This is a genomic window from Bacteroidota bacterium (assembly GCA_018816945.1).
Lineage (GTDB): Bacteria > Bacteroidota > Bacteroidia > Bacteroidales.
In genome coordinates this window covers 35,348-57,130 of sequence record JAHIVC010000087.1, presented here as the reverse complement: position 1 = coordinate 57,130, position 21,783 = coordinate 35,348, and the positions used below count along the sequence as shown (strand labels likewise).

The 21,783-nt window shown below is 35.6% G+C and carries 15 protein-coding genes and 1 pseudogene; 3 read left to right on the top strand and 13 right to left on the bottom strand.

The window, feature by feature from the left end:
• Position 1: 1 nt before the first annotated feature.
• The 4 genes from KKG99_13130 to KKG99_13115 all read right to left on the bottom strand — a co-directional run bounded on the left by KKG99_13130 (position 2) and on the right by KKG99_13115 (position 4,565).
• Positions 2–664, bottom strand: a complete 663-nt coding sequence (locus KKG99_13130) for a hypothetical protein (protein MBU1013939.1) — start codon at positions 662–664, stop codon at positions 2–4.
• Between the two features lie 6 nt (positions 665–670).
• On the bottom strand, positions 671–2,308 hold the full coding sequence (locus KKG99_13125; protein ID MBU1013938.1) for a hypothetical protein: 1,638 nt from the start codon (positions 2,306–2,308) through the stop codon (positions 671–673).
• A 21-nt stretch (positions 2,309–2,329) separates the two neighbouring features.
• A complete protein-coding gene (locus KKG99_13120) occupies positions 2,330–2,551 on the bottom strand; it encodes a hypothetical protein (GenBank protein MBU1013937.1) in 222 nt (73 codons plus the stop codon).
• A 442-nt stretch (positions 2,552–2,993) separates the two neighbouring features.
• Positions 2,994–4,565, bottom strand: coding sequence for an ankyrin repeat domain-containing protein (locus KKG99_13115; protein ID MBU1013936.1), 1,572 nt, complete (start codon positions 4,563–4,565; stop codon positions 2,994–2,996).
• Positions 4,566–4,751: 186 nt separating this feature from the next.
• Here KKG99_13115 and KKG99_13110 point away from each other — a divergent pair, with 186 nt between their 5' ends.
• The gene (locus KKG99_13110; protein ID MBU1013935.1) at positions 4,752–5,684 is read left to right on the top strand and encodes a helix-turn-helix transcriptional regulator; all 933 of its coding nucleotides are present in this window, start codon (positions 4,752–4,754) and stop codon (positions 5,682–5,684) included.
• Positions 5,685–5,826: 142 nt separating this feature from the next.
• Here KKG99_13110 and KKG99_13105 read toward each other — a convergent pair whose 3' ends face one another.
• Positions 5,827–7,467, bottom strand: a complete 1,641-nt coding sequence (locus KKG99_13105; protein ID MBU1013934.1) for a hypothetical protein — start codon at positions 7,465–7,467, stop codon at positions 5,827–5,829.
• A 504-nt stretch (positions 7,468–7,971) separates the two neighbouring features.
• Here KKG99_13105 and KKG99_13100 point away from each other — a divergent pair.
• Together KKG99_13100 and cysK are read left to right on the top strand one after the other, a co-directional pair.
• The gene (locus tag KKG99_13100; GenBank protein MBU1013933.1) at positions 7,972–8,493 is read left to right on the top strand and encodes a serine acetyltransferase; all 522 of its coding nucleotides are present in this window, start codon (positions 7,972–7,974) and stop codon (positions 8,491–8,493) included.
• A gap of 2 nt (positions 8,494–8,495) precedes the next feature.
• Positions 8,496–9,403: pseudogene (cysK, locus tag KKG99_13095) on the top strand (cysteine synthase A).
• A 15-nt stretch (positions 9,404–9,418) separates the two neighbouring features.
• On the opposite strand, the gene KKG99_13090 reads toward cysK, so the two are convergent.
• The 8 genes from KKG99_13090 to KKG99_13055 all read right to left on the bottom strand — a co-directional run bounded on the left by KKG99_13090 (position 9,419) and on the right by KKG99_13055 (position 21,781).
• Positions 9,419–10,147 (bottom strand): LytTR family DNA-binding domain-containing protein, encoded by a 729-nt coding sequence (locus KKG99_13090; protein ID MBU1013932.1) that lies wholly within the window; start codon positions 10,145–10,147, stop codon positions 9,419–9,421.
• Positions 10,119–11,198 (bottom strand): histidine kinase, encoded by a 1,080-nt coding sequence (locus KKG99_13085; protein MBU1013931.1) that lies wholly within the window; start codon positions 11,196–11,198, stop codon positions 10,119–10,121. The genes KKG99_13090 and KKG99_13085 overlap by 29 nt, the downstream gene beginning before the upstream one ends.
• A gap of 82 nt (positions 11,199–11,280) precedes the next feature.
• Entirely contained in the window at positions 11,281–13,137 is a 1,857-nt protein-coding gene (locus KKG99_13080; protein MBU1013930.1) for a DUF1080 domain-containing protein, read from the bottom strand.
• A gap of 5 nt (positions 13,138–13,142) precedes the next feature.
• Positions 13,143–14,675 carry a dienelactone hydrolase family protein gene (locus KKG99_13075; GenBank protein ID MBU1013929.1) on the bottom strand — a complete coding sequence of 511 codons (1,533 nt, stop codon included), beginning with the start codon at positions 14,673–14,675 and terminating at the stop codon, positions 13,143–13,145.
• A gap of 55 nt (positions 14,676–14,730) precedes the next feature.
• Entirely contained in the window at positions 14,731–15,477 is a 747-nt protein-coding gene (locus KKG99_13070) for a hypothetical protein (GenBank protein ID MBU1013928.1), read from the bottom strand.
• Positions 15,478–19,080, bottom strand: coding sequence for a CIA30 family protein (locus KKG99_13065; GenBank protein MBU1013927.1), 3,603 nt, complete (start codon positions 19,078–19,080; stop codon positions 15,478–15,480).
• A 23-nt stretch (positions 19,081–19,103) separates the two neighbouring features.
• Complete coding sequence (locus KKG99_13060) at positions 19,104–19,937, bottom strand: transglutaminase-like domain-containing protein (protein MBU1013926.1); 834 nt, start codon at positions 19,935–19,937, stop codon at positions 19,104–19,106.
• Positions 19,934–21,781, bottom strand: a complete 1,848-nt coding sequence (locus KKG99_13055) for an ankyrin repeat domain-containing protein (protein ID MBU1013925.1) — start codon at positions 21,779–21,781, stop codon at positions 19,934–19,936. The genes KKG99_13060 and KKG99_13055 overlap by 4 nt, the downstream gene beginning before the upstream one ends.
• Between the last annotated feature and the right edge of the window lie 2 nt (positions 21,782–21,783).

Sequence of the window (21,783 nt, the reverse complement as noted above, 5' to 3'; positions counted from 1 at the left end):
TTTAGTTTGTCTTTAATAGTTTTTCCTTAACGTAACCAAATTTATCATTCAGAAAAATGTGTATATTTTTTAATATGATGTCCTTTTTGGCAAATCTATCCACAATGGAGTCAATATTTTTAATTTTATTTTGAACAATAGATGGCTTAGTATGCCAAGTGATGCCATAGAAATATAGATAATCTGTTTCGACAAGTTCACTGATTCTATTTTTTTCAAATTTTAAATACGCTGGTGTTCTTCTAAGCCTTTTATAAGGTGCTTCATCAATTGAACTTAGTGATCTATCAGCTGAAAACTTCGATTTAGAATTTAATATTACTCCAAAATTAACTAACGAGTCAATATCAGCAAATTTAGACTTAGATATCTCAGTCAAGAAAAATCCACTTCGTATAGTTCCATTTAACATTCCTTTCTTGCCCTTCATTTCGTAAACTCTTTTTGTTACAACACCTGTGTCAGGGAACTGCTCATAACATCTCATTGAGTGCTTTTGGGGATTAATCAACCAACATTCTATTGTTATCTCTTCTATTGTCAATTTTATTTTATCAATTTCACTTTTGCCTATGATCCAAATTATTAAATTCTCAGTTGATAACTTTTTGAGTTGCTCAATCTGAATTTCAGATGCTAATTTTAATCTAACTAACTTGTCCATATATTTCTATTTATCCCATTCTCTTAATGTTATTTTGTCGTTTTTAAGCTTGACAAAACGATTCTCTAGTTCATAATTAAACAGTACAACACTGATCGAACTTTGAGATATGTATAATTCTCTGCTCAAGAACTCTTCTAATTCTTTTCGGTCTATTGGTTTATTATATTCACGAATTTTTCTTTCTGCGACATCGCCAATTTTCCCAAAATAACCTCCCCATTCAAGCAAACCATATTTTCCTTGACCTTTAAGTCCGAACACTTCAGTATTCCTAGTTAAAGTTGCATGAACACTCAATGGTGAGGTAGCAGTAATTCCCCTTTTAATGCACTCATTATATATATCTTCATAATGCATTGGTTTGTTAAATTCGTTTAGGATTTTAACAATATGCTCATGTATGAGGTAATAGGTATTCTTTTTAAAAATAATTGATTCAGTATTTATGGATATCTCATTCTCCTCCGAACTCAAAATTGTTGCAATAAATCCAAAAACTTTTATGATCCTATTTTCCATCTCATTAAGTTCTTCATTTAAGGTACCTTCCTCCTCGAGTAACTCTCCAATCTTGCAAAATTCTATTAAATCTCTCAGAGGGACTTCTAAATCCTTTTTCCTTCTTCTGGAATGAATCCCCTTAAGATATTTATAACATTCCTCCGAATTAAAGGGAATATCCTTTCTAATAAAGAATCCGTTATAGTCCCTAAATTTCTTTTCAGTATTTACAAATGAATATTGAGGGTGATCTATGCTGCTTAACACAAAAATGATAAAAGCTTTAGAGAAATTTGTATCCTGAGAAGTATTTAATTGTTTAACAAACTTTTCAGTAACTTCTAAACAATCCCCTTGAAAGTAAGAATATATTTCATAATTATAATTTTGCTTTAGGGTATTAATGATTTTTTTAATTTTCAAAGGTATTTTTTCTGTTATTTGTCGCACTCTCTCTCTTGTTAGTCCATGATCAGTCCCAATAGCCTGATAAGTCTTGGCTGTCCCCCCTTGATCTAACATTAAATAGTTGTGGATAATATTGAGTTCAACATCTCTAAAGTTTTCATTTTCAAACAGCCATACCTTCAAATCGCTTAATATTCCATCACTTTCGTTATTAATTGATTTGTCGTGAATAAGTTCAAGGATTGTTAACTCAAACTCTTTTATTTCGTTAAGTGTTTTTTGACCGCAGTTTTTAACATTTTGAATAAAATTTTTATTTTTTTTTCTGATAATATTGTCATAAAACCCTGAAATATTTGCAGCTTTTAATTGTGTAAGAATGTTAATTGCCCTAATGCTAATCAATTGAAGCTTTTTTTTAAAAATTAGTCTTTTTTTGAGGCTAAAAACTACTTTTTCTTCTAGATATTCTTCAGTAGTATCTTCTTCCCTAAGCAAGCCAGATTTTATATAGCACTCTTCCAATTCATTATAAAAATTCCTTAATTCAAATTGGGTTTTTGATCCACAGTTTCTAATTTTGTGAAAGTTTACTACACTATATCCATGGACAAAATGCTCATAGAAATCTTCAAAAGTGCCTAACTTAATATCTTTTAAGATATTCTTTGCACGTATAGACAGATTATAATATCCAGCGTTAAATTTAGTATCTAATTCACTTTTACTCATATTTTTTAATTAGAGTATTATCTAGAATTTAAATTCATGTTTTTTTGAACTAAGGCTCTGGCTATATAATTCATCAACTTTTCTGACCTGAATTTTAATGACTGACATCATTTTTTGTACATCATTTCTGTTATATTCATAATTATTCTTATTTGCACATTTTGCAAGAAGTTCCAGATCCTCAATGACTCGTTGTACCCTTTTAGCAGCAACTGTTTCGAATCTCTCTCTCTTTGTTTTCATATCTATGTTTTTAGCAAATATAGTAAAAAAATAAAAACAAACTATATAAGCTATATAATATTTAATGTAGTATACATAAATTAATATAAAATATACAGAAGCTATTAAATATTTTATGAAAAACTATACAGAGTATCAAAAAGTAGAATAAATATACTATTTTCAATAATTTAATTGTGCAAGATTAACGAGATGTAAACCCCACGTTGGGCGGCTGTTGCACCACCATCCGAATATTTTTCTTAGCATAGTACTGCCAGCCATAGTCTGGTAGTCCGTGCGTAGGATGAAAACAAAAAACCCAACTCACAAGGCTGGGTTTTGTTGTTTATATGATTTGGGGTGTCACCCCTGGATTATTTAGAAATTAACCTCTGCACAGTTTAGGAAAACTAACGAAAAGGGAGCAGGCAGACTCCCTTTATATGACCTGGTTATATTGCTAATTGGGTCTCAATTCATCAATAATCGATGCATCGACCCAATAGATGCTTCTGTATTTAGCGCCTCCTGAACGTGTACTTTGAAAGAAAAGAAACTTGCCATCAGGCGATAATCTAAACATAGAGCCATCCAAATTTAACTTTTCACTTAGGTTTATGGGTTCACTCCAACTGTCATCTTTATTTTTAAATGAAATATACACTCCACTTGTATAATTGGGGGGTGGAGTACTGCGGTTAAATATAATAAAATCGCCTTTAGGGCTAATACAAGGACCAATTGCTGAACTCTTTTCGATATTGATTGGATAAGGGAGTTTAACAGGAGTTAAGTATTTCCCATTTTCATATTTCGACATGTATAAACCACTAAAATAAACAGTGCCATTTATATCCATTGAACCCTGGAAATGCATCGGTACAGAATTGGCAATTGAATCGAGGGGTTGCGGATTGTCCCACCCTTTTTCTGTTTTCGTGAAATACCAAAAACCCATTCTGCCTGACATTCCCTGATTATCAGTTTTACCTGCCAGAAAGTAAAGTCTTTTCCCATCAAAAGAGTAAAATGGTGCATCAACAGCATAGCCCTCAATAAAAGGAAGAATACGAGGTTTTGTCCATTGTCCATCTTTTACTTTCATTATTTGTAATCCCTTCGACCCATCACTGGTCCACGAAACCTCATTATTATCAGGAGAAAAAGCCACAGTTCCATGAATACCTTCACTGGTAGAGATAATCCCCTTCAAAAAGATTTCAGGTTGTTTTCCCGGTTTCCTCTGCCCAAGGTAGTTACCCTTCATCACCAGAAACATCTGAGGTTGTTTGTCTGCTCCTTTTGCAACTAAAAAACTTGCTATTTCTGTAAATTTTTTATCCTGTGCTATATTATATGCGGTTTCTCCAATAGTATTTTGAGTATTAAGATTTGCTCCCTTACTCACCAGAAGTTCAACCATCTCCTTCATTTCACTTTTTACAGCAATATGTAAACACGAATTACCATCAAAATCCAAAGAATTTAGAAGTTCCGGATACTTTGCAATCAAGTATTCAGCAATTTTCATCTGATTTCCATTAACAGCGGAATGAAGAACCGTATTTTCATTCTTATCGACGATGTATGCATCGGCCCCTTTTTCTATCAGTAAAACAAGCATCTGATAATGTCCTGAAATTGATGCCATATGTAACGGTGTGGCTAATCCGAATTTATCCTGAATATTTAAATCGGCTCCTTTTTCTATTAGCAACTCTGCGGCTTTAACAAGACCTCTGCTCGCAAGACTCTGCAAAGGAGCAATACCATTCATATCCATTAGATTCAAGTCGCTACCTTTATCGACAAGTAGCTTTACAAGCTCAATATTATCAATTCTACAAGCCCAATGAAGCGATGTCCGTTTAAAATTATCAAGGGAATGAATCAGTGTTGGATCAACCATCAAAAATGATCTCACTTTGCTAATATCACCTTTTGCTGCAGCCTGATGGATTTCCTGAGCCTCAATTAAACTAATTGAAAGGATAAAAACCATAATGAGAGAAATAAATTTTCTTTTTTTCATACTTTTTAAAATTTAGTTTATGCTCAAAATTAACCGACAAAACAGACTCTAGCAATAGGAAAAAGTTCCTAAATTCGTATAGGAAGTTTGTATCAATCCTATCGAACTTAGCGTTTTATATACCAATAGAATAACTATGGATTGATAATCACAAAAGCAGTATATTAGCTATAGAAAAATTGATAGATGGCGCATATTGCAATATTTTTATACATCATTTCGCTAGGAATAGGAGTTGCTTCAATTCTTAATTGTAAAAGGATATTAAACGATCAACATATTTCTTTCTTAAAATCCTTTTTAACATTTATAATCCTATTCAACATATACCTTCTGGTTGATTTTACAGCACTTTACCTGTCTATCAATCTATCTACACAAATCATTCCGGGTAATCTTATTCTTATCTGGATTTTAATTGGATGGCTATCCTTTTTTACCCTTTCTGGATCAATCTGGTTCTACCTTCAGTTAATACTGAATTTATTATCCATGAAGAATAGTCGATTTTTCTCTTTGACATTTATAGTTCTTGCGATCGGATTTATTATCGCTTTTATCAATGGAATAGTTGCTTATATCATGCACGATACAGTAATTATCTATAAGTACACTATTCCCGCATTTAAATATACTTTATTGAGTTTTGGGATTTTATTAACTGCCCTATTGGTTTTTGAATCAAAAAATATAAATATATTGAAAAAGCGAGAGGTGCTTAGCACTTTTGGATGGGTATTTATGGTGTTGTTATCAGGTATGATCGTAATTTATATTATTCGCTCAAAAACTACGGTTTTAATGCTTTCAGTGATAAGTCTATCTGTAAACCTCATCGTTTTATATGGTATGAAGCCCTTTATTAAAAGGTTTTATGGTAGTTATCCTACTTCTATAAATAACTCATTATCTATTGACCATATTTCGGAACAATTCAATATTTCTATCAGAGAGAAGCAAGTATTTGAGTTGATAATTAAAGGAAAAAGCAATAAAGAGATTGAACAAGAACTCTTAATTTCTTCACATACTGTAAAAAACCACATTTATTCCATTTTTAGGAAAGTTGGTGTACAGAGTCGTAGCCAACTAATTAATAGGGTCTTGGGAAATTTTTAATCTTTTCTGTAGACATATTTTATTATTCTTCCATGCTTCTAATCTATGTTTTACTTTTTCTTCAAAAGGGTTTCTCGCTAATCAATCACTGATTCAGGCAAAGGAGCGTATTCAATAAATCCTATTAACATCGGTAAAAATCTTATTTTCCGGAGTTGTCAATTTGTTGCAACCTGAATGCCCCTATCTTTGTTGAGTATGCATTTGCACCTTTTTTCAGGTAATCACCCACATACCAGATTGTGAAATCATCGGAGGGATCTATCGCGGTTTGTGTATAATCTTCCCATCTCAGGGTATTGGTTTGCGAAGCTTCTCCGTTTACCAGCACAGTCTCTTTAAGGGTCATGATCCCAAGCGGATCACAGGCTAACCTTCCGGTAAAACGTTGTCCGGGAAAGAGTTCTTCTCCTGAAATTGAATAACCGATACCAATATTCCCAAACTTGTCCATCGCAGGGCTGGGAAGCCAGCGATAAAGGCTGTCAGGTGCATAGGTTCCTTGCTGAAACAAAGATATGTTTTGCTGATCATCCAGTCTGAATTCATACCATCTGACACCGCCACTTTTTGATGATTTAACCGAGTGCACGGCAACGATCGATTGCTGATCTCCAATTCGGCGATAGATCACTCTTGACATCAGTTTATCTCCCTGAGTATCGAGTCTTTGATTGGTTTCGGGTTGTGGTACCGAATTTTTCAGCTGCCCGTCGCCCTGATAGTGATATTCTGCTACTTCAATTTTGGTTGGTCCTTCGAGTATGCTTTTTTTAGGATTTACCCAATCCGGTTTTATTTTCCAGACATAAATACCATCGTCGGTGAAGATATTGTTTAACTGAGATCCACCCGTAGCCAGCATTATATTCGCGGCTCCTTCAGGAGGAAGTTGCAAACCGTCCATATCAGCATTATTAAGGAAGTTGACATTGTCGATGATAAAACTAATTTCTTTTGCAGGATTCCCTTTTAGCATTTCCTGTCGTTCAACGATGCTCGCATGCTTTTGAATCACATGATCACCGGTACTTGTAGGAACATAGTAACCATCAGGCCAGATTGCAGGTCTGGGATAATCAGGGAAAAGTGGTCTGACGAACTCGTAGCGATAGTAGGAACCAAAAGGGTCGGGACCTGTACTCACAGCATAACACATGCAGTATGACCCTCCCTCAGGGATTACCTGTCTTCCTTGGATTCTTCGCAATGAATCGGCTTGGGCCAATTCTAAAATTGTAGTTTTATCAGGAATAAAAAGTGGTTCAGCATTTCCTGGCTGATCTGATTTTCCAGGCAAATTTAATGTTGCAGGTTCTCCATTTTTTCCCGGTTCCGGCTCGTATTCTCGTGGAGGTAATTTTGTGAAAATCGGCATTACAATAAGCCACCTGTCGGCAAGCTGATCGTAGCGGACAACCGCGTCTCCATTATTTATCTGCTCACAAGGACCTCCAAAACCACGGAAAACATTTCTTGTTTCGACCGGGCCATAAAGAACTTTGCCACTTTCTTCATGTTTTTCTCCCTTTTTAGTGAAGATAGCCATTCGCGAATTGACAGTCTGTACAATATGATTCGGTCCGACTGCCAGTGAATTATCTGATGGGTTTCTGTATCGGGCTTCCCCTTGTGGACCCGTAAATCCATAGCCCAGGCCATCAAAACTTGCAACTAATTGGGCAGGAGGATTCTGGCCTTGTTTTAACTGTTCAATATTCTTGGTAGAAATTGCCTGTCCATCCTCATTTCTTTGATTAATAACAGATCGGTTCGTAATCATAATTGAAGGATTTGACTGAGAGCTCATAACTCGAGAAGTGTCGTTCCTGACCGAGCTGCTTATGATGATATCGGATTGCCCATAAGAGTTGAGCATTAGCATTAGAATAAAGGGAAATAGAATAAGAGATCTCATCGAAAAATAAATTTAGTTATTCATAAATTTAAACAAATAAACAATATTGATCTCAAAAAAACATTTTGGGAATAATATTCGTGCATTAAAAAACCCTGCAATTATAAAAATTACAGGGTTTTAGTGATCGCAGAAGGATTCGAACCTAAGACGCAATACGCACTTTATTAAGCAGTTACAAAATGTAAAAAACGAAAGTCCAATAGTAAGTCCAACGGGAATTTTACCATTAGATTTATATAAAGATAAGAATAATTGAGGGAAAAAGACAGCAAATGGAGGTAATAATTTGACTAATTCGTTAAATATTTTTGTTGCGAAAGGTAGGTATTCTAAGACTAATAATGGAGGGATAAAAGAAAAAGCCCTATAATTTGCAGGGCTTTAATATTAAGGCGCTGTGAGGGTTGTTATACCAACGTAGAAAGAATCGGTTACTTTACTTCCGTCAGGAGAAGTGAAAAATACCCAGGCGTGCACAACATCACCAACTGCCCACTATTGAGGAGTTACACTCAGACCGTTATCACAACGATTGGTTCATCCTTATGCATCGACCATGGAACAGGGATTGTGATTGGCGAAACTGCTGAAATTGGGAGTAATGTAAAGATTTATCAGGGTGTCACGATAGGTGCTTTAAGTATTCAAAAAAATGAAAACTCTATCAAACGACATCCAACTATCAAGGATCATGTAATCATTTATGTCGGTGCCACTATTTTGGGTGGAAATACAATAGTGGGCGAAAATGCAATAATAGGCGGAAATGTTTGGCTGATCGAAAGTGTTGAGCCTCATTCAGTAGTGACCCATAGCCACAAGATTCAAATCAGGCAGAAAAACAGAATTCAAAAAAATATTAAATCAAACCTAAATTATAGTATTTAAAAATGAAAACCCAAAATGTATTAAAAGCGATAGGAAATACACCGATTATCAGGATTAATAAAATGTTCGATCCTGAACTAAATGTATGGATAAAACTGGAACATCTGAATCCGGGTGGAAGCATTAAAGATAGAATTGCACTGGCTATGATTGAAGATGCAGAAGAGAACGGTTTATTGAATGAGTCGATCACAATTATTGAACCAACTTCAGGAAACACAGGAATAGGATTAGCAATGGTAGCAGCAGTAAAAGGCTATAATTTGATATTGGTTATGCCTGATTCAATGTCAATTGAAAGGCGGAATATTTTAAAAGCCTATGGTGCAAAACTGGTGTTAACTCCAAGAGCAGAAGGGATGAAAGGGGCTATAAAAAAAGCAAATGAACTTTCAAAAAGTCAGCCATTCTGGATGCCAATGCAATTTGAAAATATTACAAACCCAAAGGTACACTATGAAAAGACTGCAGTGGAAATCTTGAAAGATTTCGACGGCGGTATCGATTACCTAATATCAGGTGTAGGTAAAGGTGGACATATTACAGGAATATCTAAAGCGCTGAAAAAAGAAATGCCACAATTAAAATCATGGCTGTTGAACCCGTAGGATCGGACGTTATTGGAGGAGGAAAGCCCGGACCACATGCCATACAAGGTATTGGCGCCGGTTTTGTTCCTAAGAATCTGGATTTATCGATGATAGATGGTACGATTTCAATTAGCAAAGAAGAAGCGTTTGAATTTTGCAGAAACGCGGCTAAATTGGAAGGATTGTTAGTTGGAATTTCTACCGGAGCATCATTAGCTGCTATTGCAAAAAAATCGGAGCTGCTTAAAGATAAAACAGTTTTGACCTTATCTTATGACAGAGGTGATCGTTATTTGTCGGTTGAAGGATTGTTTATCTAACCAAATCATATTTATTTACTTGTAGAAATATTTTTCTCTTAATATTTTATAATAATTTCTGCTAACTTTTATCGGTTCCGGCAAATTTGTCATATAAATTTCGGCAGTAGAACCTACTCGAATTGTTTTTTCGATAAAGTTCAGATTAATGATGTTTGATCTGTGTGCTCTATAGAAATGATCATCTGGCAACTTTATTTCCCAATCATTCATAGAACTTAAAACAATGAATTTCTTATGATCAAATGTGGTGATAATTGAATAATCCTTGGCAGAAGTGATCATCACAATGTCTTTGATCAATAAAAAATGAAGGTAGCCTTTTTGCTCAATCATTATGCGATCGCTGTATAGGAATCTCTGGTATGAATGGAGTCCCTCACTTTTTTCCGGAGATGAGATTTTTGAAATAAGGCTTTTTAACCTTGTATTTGATACCGGCTTAAGTAAGTAATCGACAGCGTTAACTTCGAAGGCTCTGAGGGCATATTCATCATAGGCAGTGACGAAAACTACTTTACCTGAAAACTCTATTTTTTCCAGCAAATCGAATCCACTGCCATCTGAAAGCTGGATATCAAGAAATAACAAATCAGGCTTAAGTTCATTAATAGCTTTGATGGCCGAAGCTATACTTGATGCTTCACCAACGACTTCAATCTGCTGAAAAATGGCAAGTTTTTTCCGAAGGCTAACTCTTGCCAGACGTTCATCATCAATTATTAGAGATGCTAATCTTTTCATTCTTTAAAGTTATTAATATCCTGGCTATTACAAAACCATCCAATTCATCCAAAATAAAGGAAAACCTCCCGGGATAACAATTTTCAAGACGGTCAAAAACGTTTTGCAGGCCCACACCCATGCGCCAGCCCTGTTCAAGCTTTCCTGAATTGGCAACTTCAAGGATAAGTTTTGAATGTTCGATAAAAACATTAAATTTCAGTTTAATACCATCCGGGTTATTGAACAGGCCATGCTTTATTGAATTCTCGACAAGGGGTTGTGTAATAAAACAAGGGATTTCGACTTTCTGTGCTTTTTCATCAGTATGAACCATAAAATCAAGACGTTCTTCAAATCTTATTTTTTCGATCGTAAGGTATTTATGTGTGATATCAACTTCTTCTTTCACCGAAATCATAATTTTATCATTGTATTTAAGGGTGAATCTTAAAAACTCTGATAATTCGGAGACCATGGAATCTGCCTGATCGGGGTTTTCATGCACCAATGCCTGAATTGAATTCAAGGAATTAAAAAGAAAGTGGGGGTTTAATTGATACCTGAGCATTTGTAACTGGGCATTTTGCGCCATAACCACCGCATCATTGGCCCTTTGTTTCTCAGCAACAAAATCTTGCCAGTATTTTATCCCGAAATAAAGAATACTCCAGACAAAAGGTACCCAGGTCCCTGAAATGACTCCTGACAGATAATTAAGATCTCTTGGGTAAAACCACCATGTACTTTCAGTTTTGAAAACTATTATATCAAGAATTGTCCTTATCTCTCTCCAGAATAAACTACAGATAAAAGAAGTGAAGACTGCAATGATCAAATATATTGCCGGGTTATATTTGCTTTTGTAAATTCTTCTGTAAAAAAGATGTACTAATTCTAGGAGAGCGTATAATACGGCAAAAGTTGTAAAAAACCGGAGCGAAAATACATAGGAAATGCTTATGCGATTCCAAGCACTTGAAATCTCGTTCATTAGATAAATGAACCATCCAAGTAGCTGATATTGCCAGTATTTTCCTTTGAATATGGGGTTTACGATTTTTGGTGCCATGTTCATGTTTGGTATTGTAAGATAAAGGATTTTTAAATATTTATCTAAAAAATAAAAATTTTTAAACCTTTTTTATAATGTTTTATTTAAAAAAGTATGACACTAAACTGTTGCTGTACAAACCCGGTATTACGATAAGATTTTTATCACTGATAAAATAAAAATCGGAAAAATTGACTCCTTTACCTGATAAATTCAGTAGCTCATTTATCTTCCCGCTTTTATCTATTAGGTACAATATTCCATTAAAACCACCAACCAGTAAAGAGCCATCTTTAAGTACCTGAATTCCATCAATGATGGTTCCGGGAAAGAATTCGTGCAGAGTTGTTGCTTTACCTGATAGTATGTCAATTGACATCAGGCTATTATTGCCCATGCACCCTACAATGAGTTTCTGGCCAACAATGGCCATTGCGTTGGGCTTTGGAGCGACTGCACCCTCAATCCAAACTGATACTTTTGATTTCTCGAGTTTATATATTCGACTTGCTTCGCTATCGCCAATAAAAATGGTTTTGCCATTATCCGATATGGCTATGTCGTTTAGGAAGCGAGCACCCTCAACGGGTATTCTTCTACGAATTGATGCCGACTTGATATCAACAACCGCAATTCCCCTTCGCTCAACAACCAGTAAACTATCGCCCGTTAAAAGTAAGGCAGTGGGGCGACGTAATCCCTTAACCCATTCCTTTTCAATAATTTTACCGTCAATTGAGATTTTCGATAGGTATTCTTCAGGACCTTGTACATAGTTGGAAACATAAAGCACTTTATTCTCTTTATCCCAGGCAACAGATTCGGGATAATTAAGTTGATTAATTATTTCCCAGTTTTTGGTAAGTTTTTTAGAAACAAATTCCTGCTCTGCATTGCGAAAGGAAAATCCCCAACCGCCCATCTGTTCGCCAATAAGTAAAAGCAAATCGTTTTCTCCTTTTTTCAGATTAAGTTTCACCTTATCGAAGTAACCTAAAAGACCAGCATAAGAGGGATCGCGGCTAGTAAACGCATTGTTACCTTGATAGATTTCCTGACCATTAAGGAAAATGGTGATATGATCGCTGTAACCGAATGAATACCAAATAGATTTATCAGAATCGGAATGCAAGCTAGTTTTTGCATAAACCCAGGCGGGTTGAAAGGGATTACTGATAATATGTTTGGTTAGGTTTATCATCCCAGATTTTTCAGCATTGATTGATTTCCAGTTCAATCCATTGAGGTAGTTTTCCCCGGGGTAGTTCTCGTTATCAACCAAATTGTTAGTAATAGATTCTGAAACATCCCAACTAGCAATTGTTCCGGGCAGAACAGGCTTTTCTGTTTTTTTGCCAAACAAGTAGTTCACTGCATCAGTTACACTAAAATTGGCAAAGTAAGCCGAGCCATCTGTTTGTCCGTTTAGTACAATGGAACCCTTGGAAATACCATGCTCCAAATTATGAATAGTAAGAGCTACGTTTTCCATATCTCCAATAAAAACCCTGGCCTGATCATCTTTTACAACTAACTTGTAATGAATCCATTGGTTTGAAGGGATAGTAGCCTCTTTTGTGTAACCCTCGCCGTGATAAAGCTGCCAGCACGATATTCCGTGATAAGCCGGAGTGTATTGTAAGGCATCGTAATGGTAACCATTGGTTTTGTGTGGGCGGATGTAAAAATTTCCGTAATCCTGCTGCCCGTTCATCCTAAAAAAGATTCCGGGATATCCACGTTTTCCGGTTGTGTACATATCCCACTCAATGGTACCGTTTTCAAATTCGTAATTATTGAGCAATGCAGTTCCCATAAAAGCTTTTTTCCCTTCAAAATCAATAAACTGTCCATCGTAAACCGTCCAGTTTTCAGCAGTAAGTGGGATTGTTTCTTGAGACATTAATTGAAAAGTCGATAATGTCAGAATTGTCAGAATTGTAAATAGTTTTTTCATTTCAGTTAGTTATTAATTAATTTATCAATCATTTGCTTAGCGTTTTCATTGTCAGGATTTAACCCAAGCGATTTTTTATAGTACTGTAATGCCTTATCTTTATCACCAGATATAAGCCAGGCCTCGGCCAAACTATCATAGGCATTTGCCGAATTGGGAAATAGCTCTGTGATAAATTCAAAAACAATAACTGCTTCAGACTGTCTATCCCACCAATACAGGAAATGATACCCTAACCAATTTAGTTCGTTTTCATCAGTAAATATTTTGTCCTGAATTTCTTTGTCGATACTGTTAAATGCAGAGATGCCTGCCTGTGCACCATCCTCAATAATTAAATTGATAAAATCAATTTTAGATAATGTAATATTTCTGTTTTCAATCCTTTCAAAGGTTCCGTTATTGCCCATATTGCCTAATTTTTCTGATAAACTTTTCTTTGAGTTTTTATCATTGTTTAAATAAGCATTTAAAAATTCTAGAGAATAGGTGCAGACTTTTTCATATACAGGTTTAAGATCCATAAAATCATTTTCCCAATATCCGGTAACAGAATTTTCTACTCCAAGCGTTGCATACGAAGTAAAAGCTCCATGATTAGTTGTATTCAACAATAACAGGTAATTATCGCCAAAAGCCTTCTGCTTCATTGCATTCGAAGGATGTGCCTTTTCAAATCCTCCCGGACAAAAGCGCGATTGAGTAATATGAAGCCAGGGAATGTTAAGGTTTGATATGCTATAATTTGGATGACTATTCGGTAAGCCCGAATAATGCGGATATAAAATACCTGCATCAAGGCTGATAAATGCATCTATCTGAGGATTTCGCATTGCCAGAATCATTCCTGCCATACCTCCCATATCGTAGCCGATAACTCCAATTTTGTTTTTAAGTGCAAATGGCAGTTCCAATGCTACTGATAACGAAAACTCAAGGTCTCTCACCAATGTTTCCAAATCAGTAACATTAAGATTAACCAAACGGTATTGAGTTCCTTTTAATGGACAGCTCACAACAACATAACCATGGCTGGCAAGATACTCACACAGAATAAAATGTGTAGAAGGAGACTCGTAATAGAGTCCTTGTCCAACAACAATTACAGGAAGCTTTTGGTTTAAGAAGCCAGCATTGCGAACGGATAAAGTATTTTGAAATTTTATACTATCGAGTTTGTATTTACTAAAACCTTTGAGTAGAGGAATAGGCTCGGAACAATTAATTTTGCTGGTTTTTACATTACAAAAATCATCCTTTGCCAATTCAATAAAATCACTTACGGTCATTTTTTGTTGATGGTTTTCCTTTGATGGGTACCATACATAAGTTCTTACTGGCCTTGGATTGTACAGCAAACTATCGGAATCAGAAATCTCAATAATTGTTCTGCTTAAATCATCATGCTCAAAAAGTTGAAATCCTACATCATAGTTTCCTTTTTGGAGGTTATATAAACTCTCCTGGCCTACTGCATGATTAAAGTTAATTGTAGACAGAATTGCAGCGATAATTAGAAATCTTATTCGTGCTTTCATCGTTTTATTCCATTTATGTTTTTCAGATATAGAGATATGCTTAATTTACAATCATTTAATTACTTAATAAGATGCATTCTTTTATTAAGGATTTGTACTTTTCTTTCATTTCTATTGAAACCTCATGCCCCTTATTTTCAAACTCAATCAGGTTTACATTAAACCCGAGAGTCTTAATGAATTCGCAGGTTTCCCTTGCTTCGCTAATTGGAACAATTTTATCTATTGTGCCATGAAATGGAAAGATATGTTGGTTATTATTGTTGAAATCAACAGCTTTAATTGCTTCTTTCTGAATGCTTGCTGCAATAGGAACAGATAATACAAATTGATCGGAATAGTTTAAAGCCAACAGATATGATAAATCTCCGCCTTGAGATACACCAATTACAATAGATGGTGAATTGTTGTTTACCCGCTTTTTATATTCAGTAATGAACCTATTTATCTTTTCAACGGTTTTTGCCTGGCACAATGCTTTTTCCTTTTCGTTCATTTCATCATAATACTCAACAGGGTAAAAAGAGTAACCATTTTCAAACTCATATTCACCGGCAACATAAACTACTTTAACCGGAAAATCAATATCGCTAAATATCTTATAAAACCCGCTGGGTGTTGACCCCATATAATGAAAAGCAAATATTAAAGGTGCTTTCCCCTCTATTGTTAAATTTCCGTATCTTTTCTCCAGATATCTAATTGAATCAATTGTAGATAAATCTTGAGGAAAAACAGTGATTGAACTTAACATCCCTCCTGATAGGGCAAGTGACAATAATAATTTTAAAAAGGTTTTCATTTAATGCTTATTAGATGTTTCAAGAATTAACCTGTTATTGAAATAATCGAAAATTACTGTGAACTTTTGAAGCAAAGGCAAGCCAATCATTGTATTACCATAAACATTTGCTTCTTCCGTAACCGGAATAAAAGCCGCTTCAATATTATTTAGTGATATTTCACCCAGATGAATGCTTTTTATATTTCCAAGATACCCTTTCTGAACTTGCAATCCTGCACCAAGAGTAAATTCTTTTGCTTTTTCAGGTTTTGTTATTTTCTCATCTCTTCCGAGCGGAAGATAAACTGGATAAAGTCCGCCCAAATCGACCAGCAAATCGAGTTGAACACTATTTCCATTATCAAGATCAACTGTTGCTGAAACCAAACGAGAATTGAATGGCCCATGTTTCATTTCCAAAACCAGTCCGTTACCTGAATAATTGAATTTTTCCGGAGGAATTAATTCTAATAACCTTTTCTTAAAATCAATTTTAACTATAAAGTTTTTAAAAAAAGCTGCACTTACTTGTCCTTCGGTTCCCTCCCACGGATTTGGAAACTTTGGATCGTACCTTGTTACGATAGCCGTTTGGTTATTAAATACAATATCCTTAAATTCTATGGTAACATTCTCTGCTATATCGGCTTTACTAAAACCAATTGAGGTTTCGCCTGTGAACTTTAAATCTAAAGAATCAACATCAGGACTTCCAAAAAACAGGAGTTCATCCCATAAAGATCCATTATCAAGCATCATATTGCAGTTCTTCCCGTTTATTTTGGCCTTAAACCTAAATTTGTTACGGTAATACTCAAAGGGAATGATAATACTATTGGAGTTTGATACAATTTTGTAATTATTTATTGTTGCTGATTGATTTGAGTTTTCATTATTTCGTAGTTCATTAAGCACCTCCGTTGAAACCCAGTATATATCAGCCTTCGACATATAGAACAAATATTTCCCATCGGGTGAAAGTGATGGGCAGATATCGTTCCATTTGGTATTGACTTTATCGCCCAACCAATAGGCTTCACTCCAACCACCATTTTCGAGTTTAAAGCAAACATACAGGTCGGTATCCTCAGGATCATCCTTTCGTTTTGAGTCGAAAACAATAAAACTCTCATCAGGGGCAATACACGGATGTGCCCCCATTACAGGCGAGTTAACTCCTCCTCCAAGAAATTCTTTTTCAGAGTATTTCTCGTTTTCGTAATTATATCTATATATCCCCGGCTTTTCGCCGGTAATAATAGTTGTATATAAATTGCCATTCTTTGAGGTTGAACTGAACATCCCCGGTGCACAGAATTCGGGATCACCAAAATCCAATCCGTTTTTATTCATAACCCAGATATTTGCCATACTTTCCTGCTTTTGCTGATCCGTATATTTTTCAGGATTTTTTGCCATTTCGGGAGGCAATGCGAATCGAGTATAAAAGAATTTCTTCCCATCAGCAGATATAAATGGCTCGAAACCCGGATGTTTTTTAAAAACTTCTGGTACTTCCGGATCCGTCCATTTACCATTTTCCCAACGGGAACAAAGCATGAGACCACCGGTCTGTGTTTGGCGGACAAAGTAAAACTCTTTTCCATCGGGCGACCAGGTACAACCTATTTCCAGAAATTCGGGAGTAGAAACAATGCCGGGAGCAAAAACTTTAGGATCAACATCTGGTGGTGTTTGCCCCAGGTACTGATTTGCTAATTTAATATCAGTCCCAGTTTTTGATGAATCAAGTTTTTCTGTTAGGATTAGATTTGTAAGCTTCAAATTATCAATGCGAATAGTAAATTCATTTGAACAAGAATTACTCCCAAATATCATTCCTACTATATTCTTGCCACTTTCACTTCCCAATTCGTTAAATGGAATGGTGAATTTTTTCCACTCATTTGTTAGCTTGAAGTTTTTGCTTACCGGAAATCGTTGGTCGGAAAGCATAAACATGACCATTATGCTATCTGTATCTCCTTTAGCATCAAATGAAACGGCATTCCAACCCGAAAGATTTGCAATTGTAAACTCCATTGCCGAAGGGAAAAATGCTGCACCAGACCATGCCTTTGGTTTTGAACAATCGACTTTACCAGAGATCATTAAAGAACCTGAGGAATTATTAGCGCCTTGATTGGAATATTTGATTAATGATTGGGATGATCCACCAAAAAACTTATCGCTTATTGCAAAGAAAAAGATACCAAACTCAGTAATTAAATCACCCGACTCAAAATTACATATAAGACCTGGTTCTGATCCAATGGGGCCAGGAACTTCACCCGTTTCATTCCACTCCTTTTGTTGCTTTTCAATTTTATTAATCCAGGGAACTCTATCCACCTTTTTACCATTAATCCATACATCTTCAATGTTTCTTGTATCAGTAATATTTTTAGTTGGATCTCCCTTTACAAGCAGCAGATCTGCCCGCATACCTTTTGCAATTCGGCCTCTGTCTTTTAAACCAAAGGTTTTGGCAGTCAGAGAAGTGGCTGAAATTAATGCATCTAACGGAGAAAGACCTGCGTAAGTCAACAACTCCAATTCGCCATGCATACTTGCACCGTGAACGGTACCCGGATTGTAGGAGTCGGTTCCGGCCAAAATTGGTATTCCGGCATTGTGCAGAATCCTAACTGATTCCTCTGCATTTTTATATTTTAATTGTTTGTATCCCCTGTAAGGACGATCATTTTTTAACCCAACCAATATTTCGGGGACAATTAAATTAGACAATCTTTGGTCTTTAAGAATAACTATCTTCTTTGCATCAGGCAAGCTATTCATAACCGAAAGAGTTGGAATAACAAAGACCTTTTTTTCTTTCATTAAGTTAATAAGAATATCATCGGGTAAAGTATCGGCAAAACAATGGCCCAAACCATTTACCCCGGCAGATATTGCTTCAAAAGCTTTGCTATAGGTTTCGATATGCACCACGGTTAATAGTCCCCTTTTACCAGCTTCATTTGCAACAGTGGCAACAATATCCTTGCTAATAACCTTTTTTCCCAATCCCGACATAATTTTAATGTAATCTACTCCTGCCGAAATTGATGAATCCATAAATGGGTTTACATCTTCGATTCTTGAAATGGTTGGTATTTCGGTTCCCCATTCGGTACCATGCCCTCCGGGATAAGTAGCTGGTTGTCCGGAAGAAAAGAAGTCGGCCATATCGGTATTGCAATCACTTTTTACACGAGCCCTTGCTTGTTGCATAAATTCTACGGTGGTCATCATATCAAGGACAGTAGTAACTCCAAATACCGCCTCTTGTTTTAAATCTCTTAGTGATACTATATGCACATGCGCATCAATAAGTCCCGGCATTAATGTATGCTCATCTCCCTGGTAAATAGTTGCATTACGGGGTATTTTGATATTTTGCCCAACTTCAATAATTTTTGAGTCTTTAATAATTACAGTACAAGGGTTTATCAATTTCTCACCATCAAAAACCCTTATGTCTTTAAAAACAGTGGTTTCTGATTGTGGTTTTTTCAGTTGAATACTATTTAGATCATTGTTCATTCTGCTAATATTAAATGCTAACAAAAAGAACGAAATAACTATTGTAGTTATAACAGCGAGTAGTTTTCTTTTCATAATTGAGGCGATTTTTTAATTATTTAAAACCATTTTTTTGACAATTGGTTAATGCTTTTCTTTGATTCTAAGCTAATTGGATATATAAAATCCTTTGTATTTTTCCCTTCGAACAAATTGATAAATGCTATCCATTCGTTTCTGCTAAGCTTTTTGTTATTCCATTCAAATTTATAACTCCAAACTTCTTTGGTAATATTCTTCATGTCCATCATTCCATTCCCGGTTTCCTGCATTATAATAAACGGTGCTCCGGTCATCCTCCGCGGATTGAAAGAAAGCAGATAAGGCCATTGCGAGGTTTTTGTCCTGGTGGAAAAGAATTCGTCGAACCCACAAATATCAAGTGCCGAATCGTAGGGTTGCCATTTATTTCCATCGAAAAACATAAGCCAATAATGCGAATTATGGCCTGCGCCAAAATGCCCTGCTTTGGCAGAGTTTGCTCTCCATTGATCGATGATAAAGTAGTTCTTAATATGAAACTCGTGGCACATTTTTGCCGGAATGCCGGCCAGTCGCAAAAGGAAAAGCCCCATAATGGTATGCGAAACGCAGTTTCCTCCTTTTTTATCAATAATGCTTTGAATTGAACGAGGACTCTTTATCCTGTACTTAAAATTCTGAGCAATGTAATTTTCAATTAAACTTGCTTTTTCATAATTACTTAATCCTTCTAAATCTAAGGTCTTTAACAATTGAACTCCCCATTCAACTTCATCTTTTGAAGGTTTAACAATTGTTCTGGATGAGATGTAAATTTCATATGGATTCACAAATAAAGTATCACCAGCCTTTAAGTGCTGGAAATGAATAATTAGAAATACTATAGTAAAGAAAAGCCTGTATGTTCTCATTCTTTTGGTTTTAGATTTTCAATGAACGATGCATCAGCCCAGTAACCATCTTTAAAAATGTATTTACCATCTGGGGAAACAATACAACAAATTCCATAACCTATGTATTCCTGAATGCTAATTGGTTCAGCCCATTTGCCCTCCTTTGATTTGTAACAGATAAAGGGAACAGGTCGTCTGGAAATTAATCTGGAAAAAATAATATATGATTCGTCGGGTGATATATACGGACTCATGCCTTCAAGACCTAAGTCCTCCGGTTTTACATGTACCCCATTTTCATAACGGGAATAAAATATCCTGTGACTGTCACCTTCATCTATTTTGCTTGCAAAATAAAGAGTCCCATTATTTGCTACCGAAATTTGCCAATGAAGTTTCATTGCATTAATCTCTTCACTTATAGGTTTTGGTTCAGACCAGCCGGAAGGGATTCTTTCAACATACCATATGTTTTCTTTATTGTCTGTTCTTGCTCCGATTGGCCTGGTAGATAAGAAATATAATCTTTTATTATTGGGGCTCACAAAAGGACAATCATCAAATTTCGAATTTATTTTGCCACTAAATGGCGCTTCTATAGGTTTTATCCACTTCCCATTTTCTATCCTTGTCATCATAATTGGTCCATCTCCAAAAGTAGGCCCTGAGTTCCAATAAAGTTCCGTTCCATCGGGAGATACAGTAATTGTAGAATGGTTTGGTACAAATATATCAGGGGCAAAACGCACGGGTTCATTCTTCGGAAGATTTTGTCCTAAATAAGGGCCAGTTAAAACCGGGAATTTTTGTGATTCTGCACTTCCACCCAATTCAATTATTAAATCCTGAACCCCCTTATTTCCATTTTCTTCTGCAATGTTATAGGCCGACTTGCCCGACTTGGTTCTTTCGTTTATATCGGCACCATTCTTTACTAAAAATTCCACCATTTCAGCTTTATTATTTGCTACGGCATTATGAAGAGGAGTCCAGCCACTTAAATTAGGATCAAGCGTCAGAGGTATTCCTTTATCAAGTAGAAATTGTACAATTTCGAGAGAGCCTCCGCTTAGAGCAGCACGCATCAGGACTTTGCAATTTGCCTCTTCAGAAAACATATCCTTTCCTGCTTTTCCGACTGCAAATTTGAACAAACGTCCTGCTCCGCAATAAGCTGAATACTGTAATATTTGAAATGTCCCATTATTTGCAGTATCGAAATCTGCATTATTATCGAGCAACAAATCAATTACATCCAGAGAACCATTTTCTGCTGCGTTTACAAGTGAAGTATTCCCATTTCTATTTTTTGCATTCACATCTGCTCCTTTTTCTATAAGTAATCTGACCATTTCATAATCATTGGTCATAAGAGTTACTAAATTAAGGGGTGTCATTTGAGCTATTTGCTTACATTCAATATCAGCGCCTCTTTCAATTAGTAATTCAGCAATAGATTTTCGATTTTTTTGTACAGCAATATGAAGAGGCGAATTTCCAATTACATTTTGTCTATGGATATCAGCTCCCCTGTTAATTAATAATTTTGATACTTCATCATGTTTATTGTTTATTGCCTCGTAAAGGGGTGTGTTTAGCTGCTTATTAACTGCATCTATATTTGCTCCGTTTGATAACAATAATTCTATAATTGCGATTGAACCATCAATAGCTGCATAATGGAGAGGCGTATTACCTGCATTATCTTTAAAATTTAACACAGAATCATCTTTTACAGTTAATCCCATTATTTTTTTCAAGTCATTATTTTTTATAGCGTCGAATATTTCCTGTCCTTGCGTGCTTACAACATTAATTATCAAAACAATCGATAAGCAACTAATTTGAATGATTTTTTTCATTT

What these genes read in the sequence shown, in the direction of transcription:
- KKG99_13130 (MBU1013939.1), bottom strand. Translation starts at nt 664, where the DNA reads ATGGACAAGTTAGTTAGATTAAAATTAGCATCTGAAATTCAGATTGAG.
- KKG99_13125 (MBU1013938.1), bottom strand. Translation starts at nt 2,308, where the DNA reads ATGAGTAAAAGTGAATTAGATACTAAATTTAACGCTGGATATTATAAT.
- KKG99_13120 (MBU1013937.1), bottom strand. Translation starts at nt 2,551, where the DNA reads ATGAAAACAAAGAGAGAGAGATTCGAAACAGTTGCTGCTAAAAGGGTA.
- KKG99_13115 (MBU1013936.1), bottom strand. Translation starts at nt 4,565, where the DNA reads ATGAAAAAAAGAAAATTTATTTCTCTCATTATGGTTTTTATCCTTTCA.
- KKG99_13110 (MBU1013935.1), top strand. Translation starts at nt 4,752, where the DNA reads ATGGCGCATATTGCAATATTTTTATACATCATTTCGCTAGGAATAGGA.
- KKG99_13105 (MBU1013934.1), bottom strand. Translation starts at nt 7,467, where the DNA reads ATGATTACGAACCGATCTGTTATTAATCAAAGAAATGAGGATGGACAG.
- KKG99_13090 (MBU1013932.1), bottom strand. Translation starts at nt 10,147, where the DNA reads ATGAAAAGATTAGCATCTCTAATAATTGATGATGAACGTCTGGCAAGA.
- KKG99_13085 (MBU1013931.1), bottom strand. Translation starts at nt 11,198, where the DNA reads ATGGCACCAAAAATCGTAAACCCCATATTCAAAGGAAAATACTGGCAA.
- KKG99_13080 (MBU1013930.1), bottom strand. Translation starts at nt 13,137, where the DNA reads ATGAAAAAACTATTTACAATTCTGACAATTCTGACATTATCGACTTTT.
- KKG99_13075 (MBU1013929.1), bottom strand. Translation starts at nt 14,675, where the DNA reads ATGAAAGCACGAATAAGATTTCTAATTATCGCTGCAATTCTGTCTACA.
- KKG99_13070 (MBU1013928.1), bottom strand. Translation starts at nt 15,477, where the DNA reads ATGAAAACCTTTTTAAAATTATTATTGTCACTTGCCCTATCAGGAGGG.
- KKG99_13065 (MBU1013927.1), bottom strand. Translation starts at nt 19,080, where the DNA reads ATGAAAAGAAAACTACTCGCTGTTATAACTACAATAGTTATTTCGTTC.
- KKG99_13060 (MBU1013926.1), bottom strand. Translation starts at nt 19,937, where the DNA reads ATGAGAACATACAGGCTTTTCTTTACTATAGTATTTCTAATTATTCAT.
- KKG99_13055 (MBU1013925.1), bottom strand. Translation starts at nt 21,781, where the DNA reads ATGAAAAAAATCATTCAAATTAGTTGCTTATCGATTGTTTTGATAATT.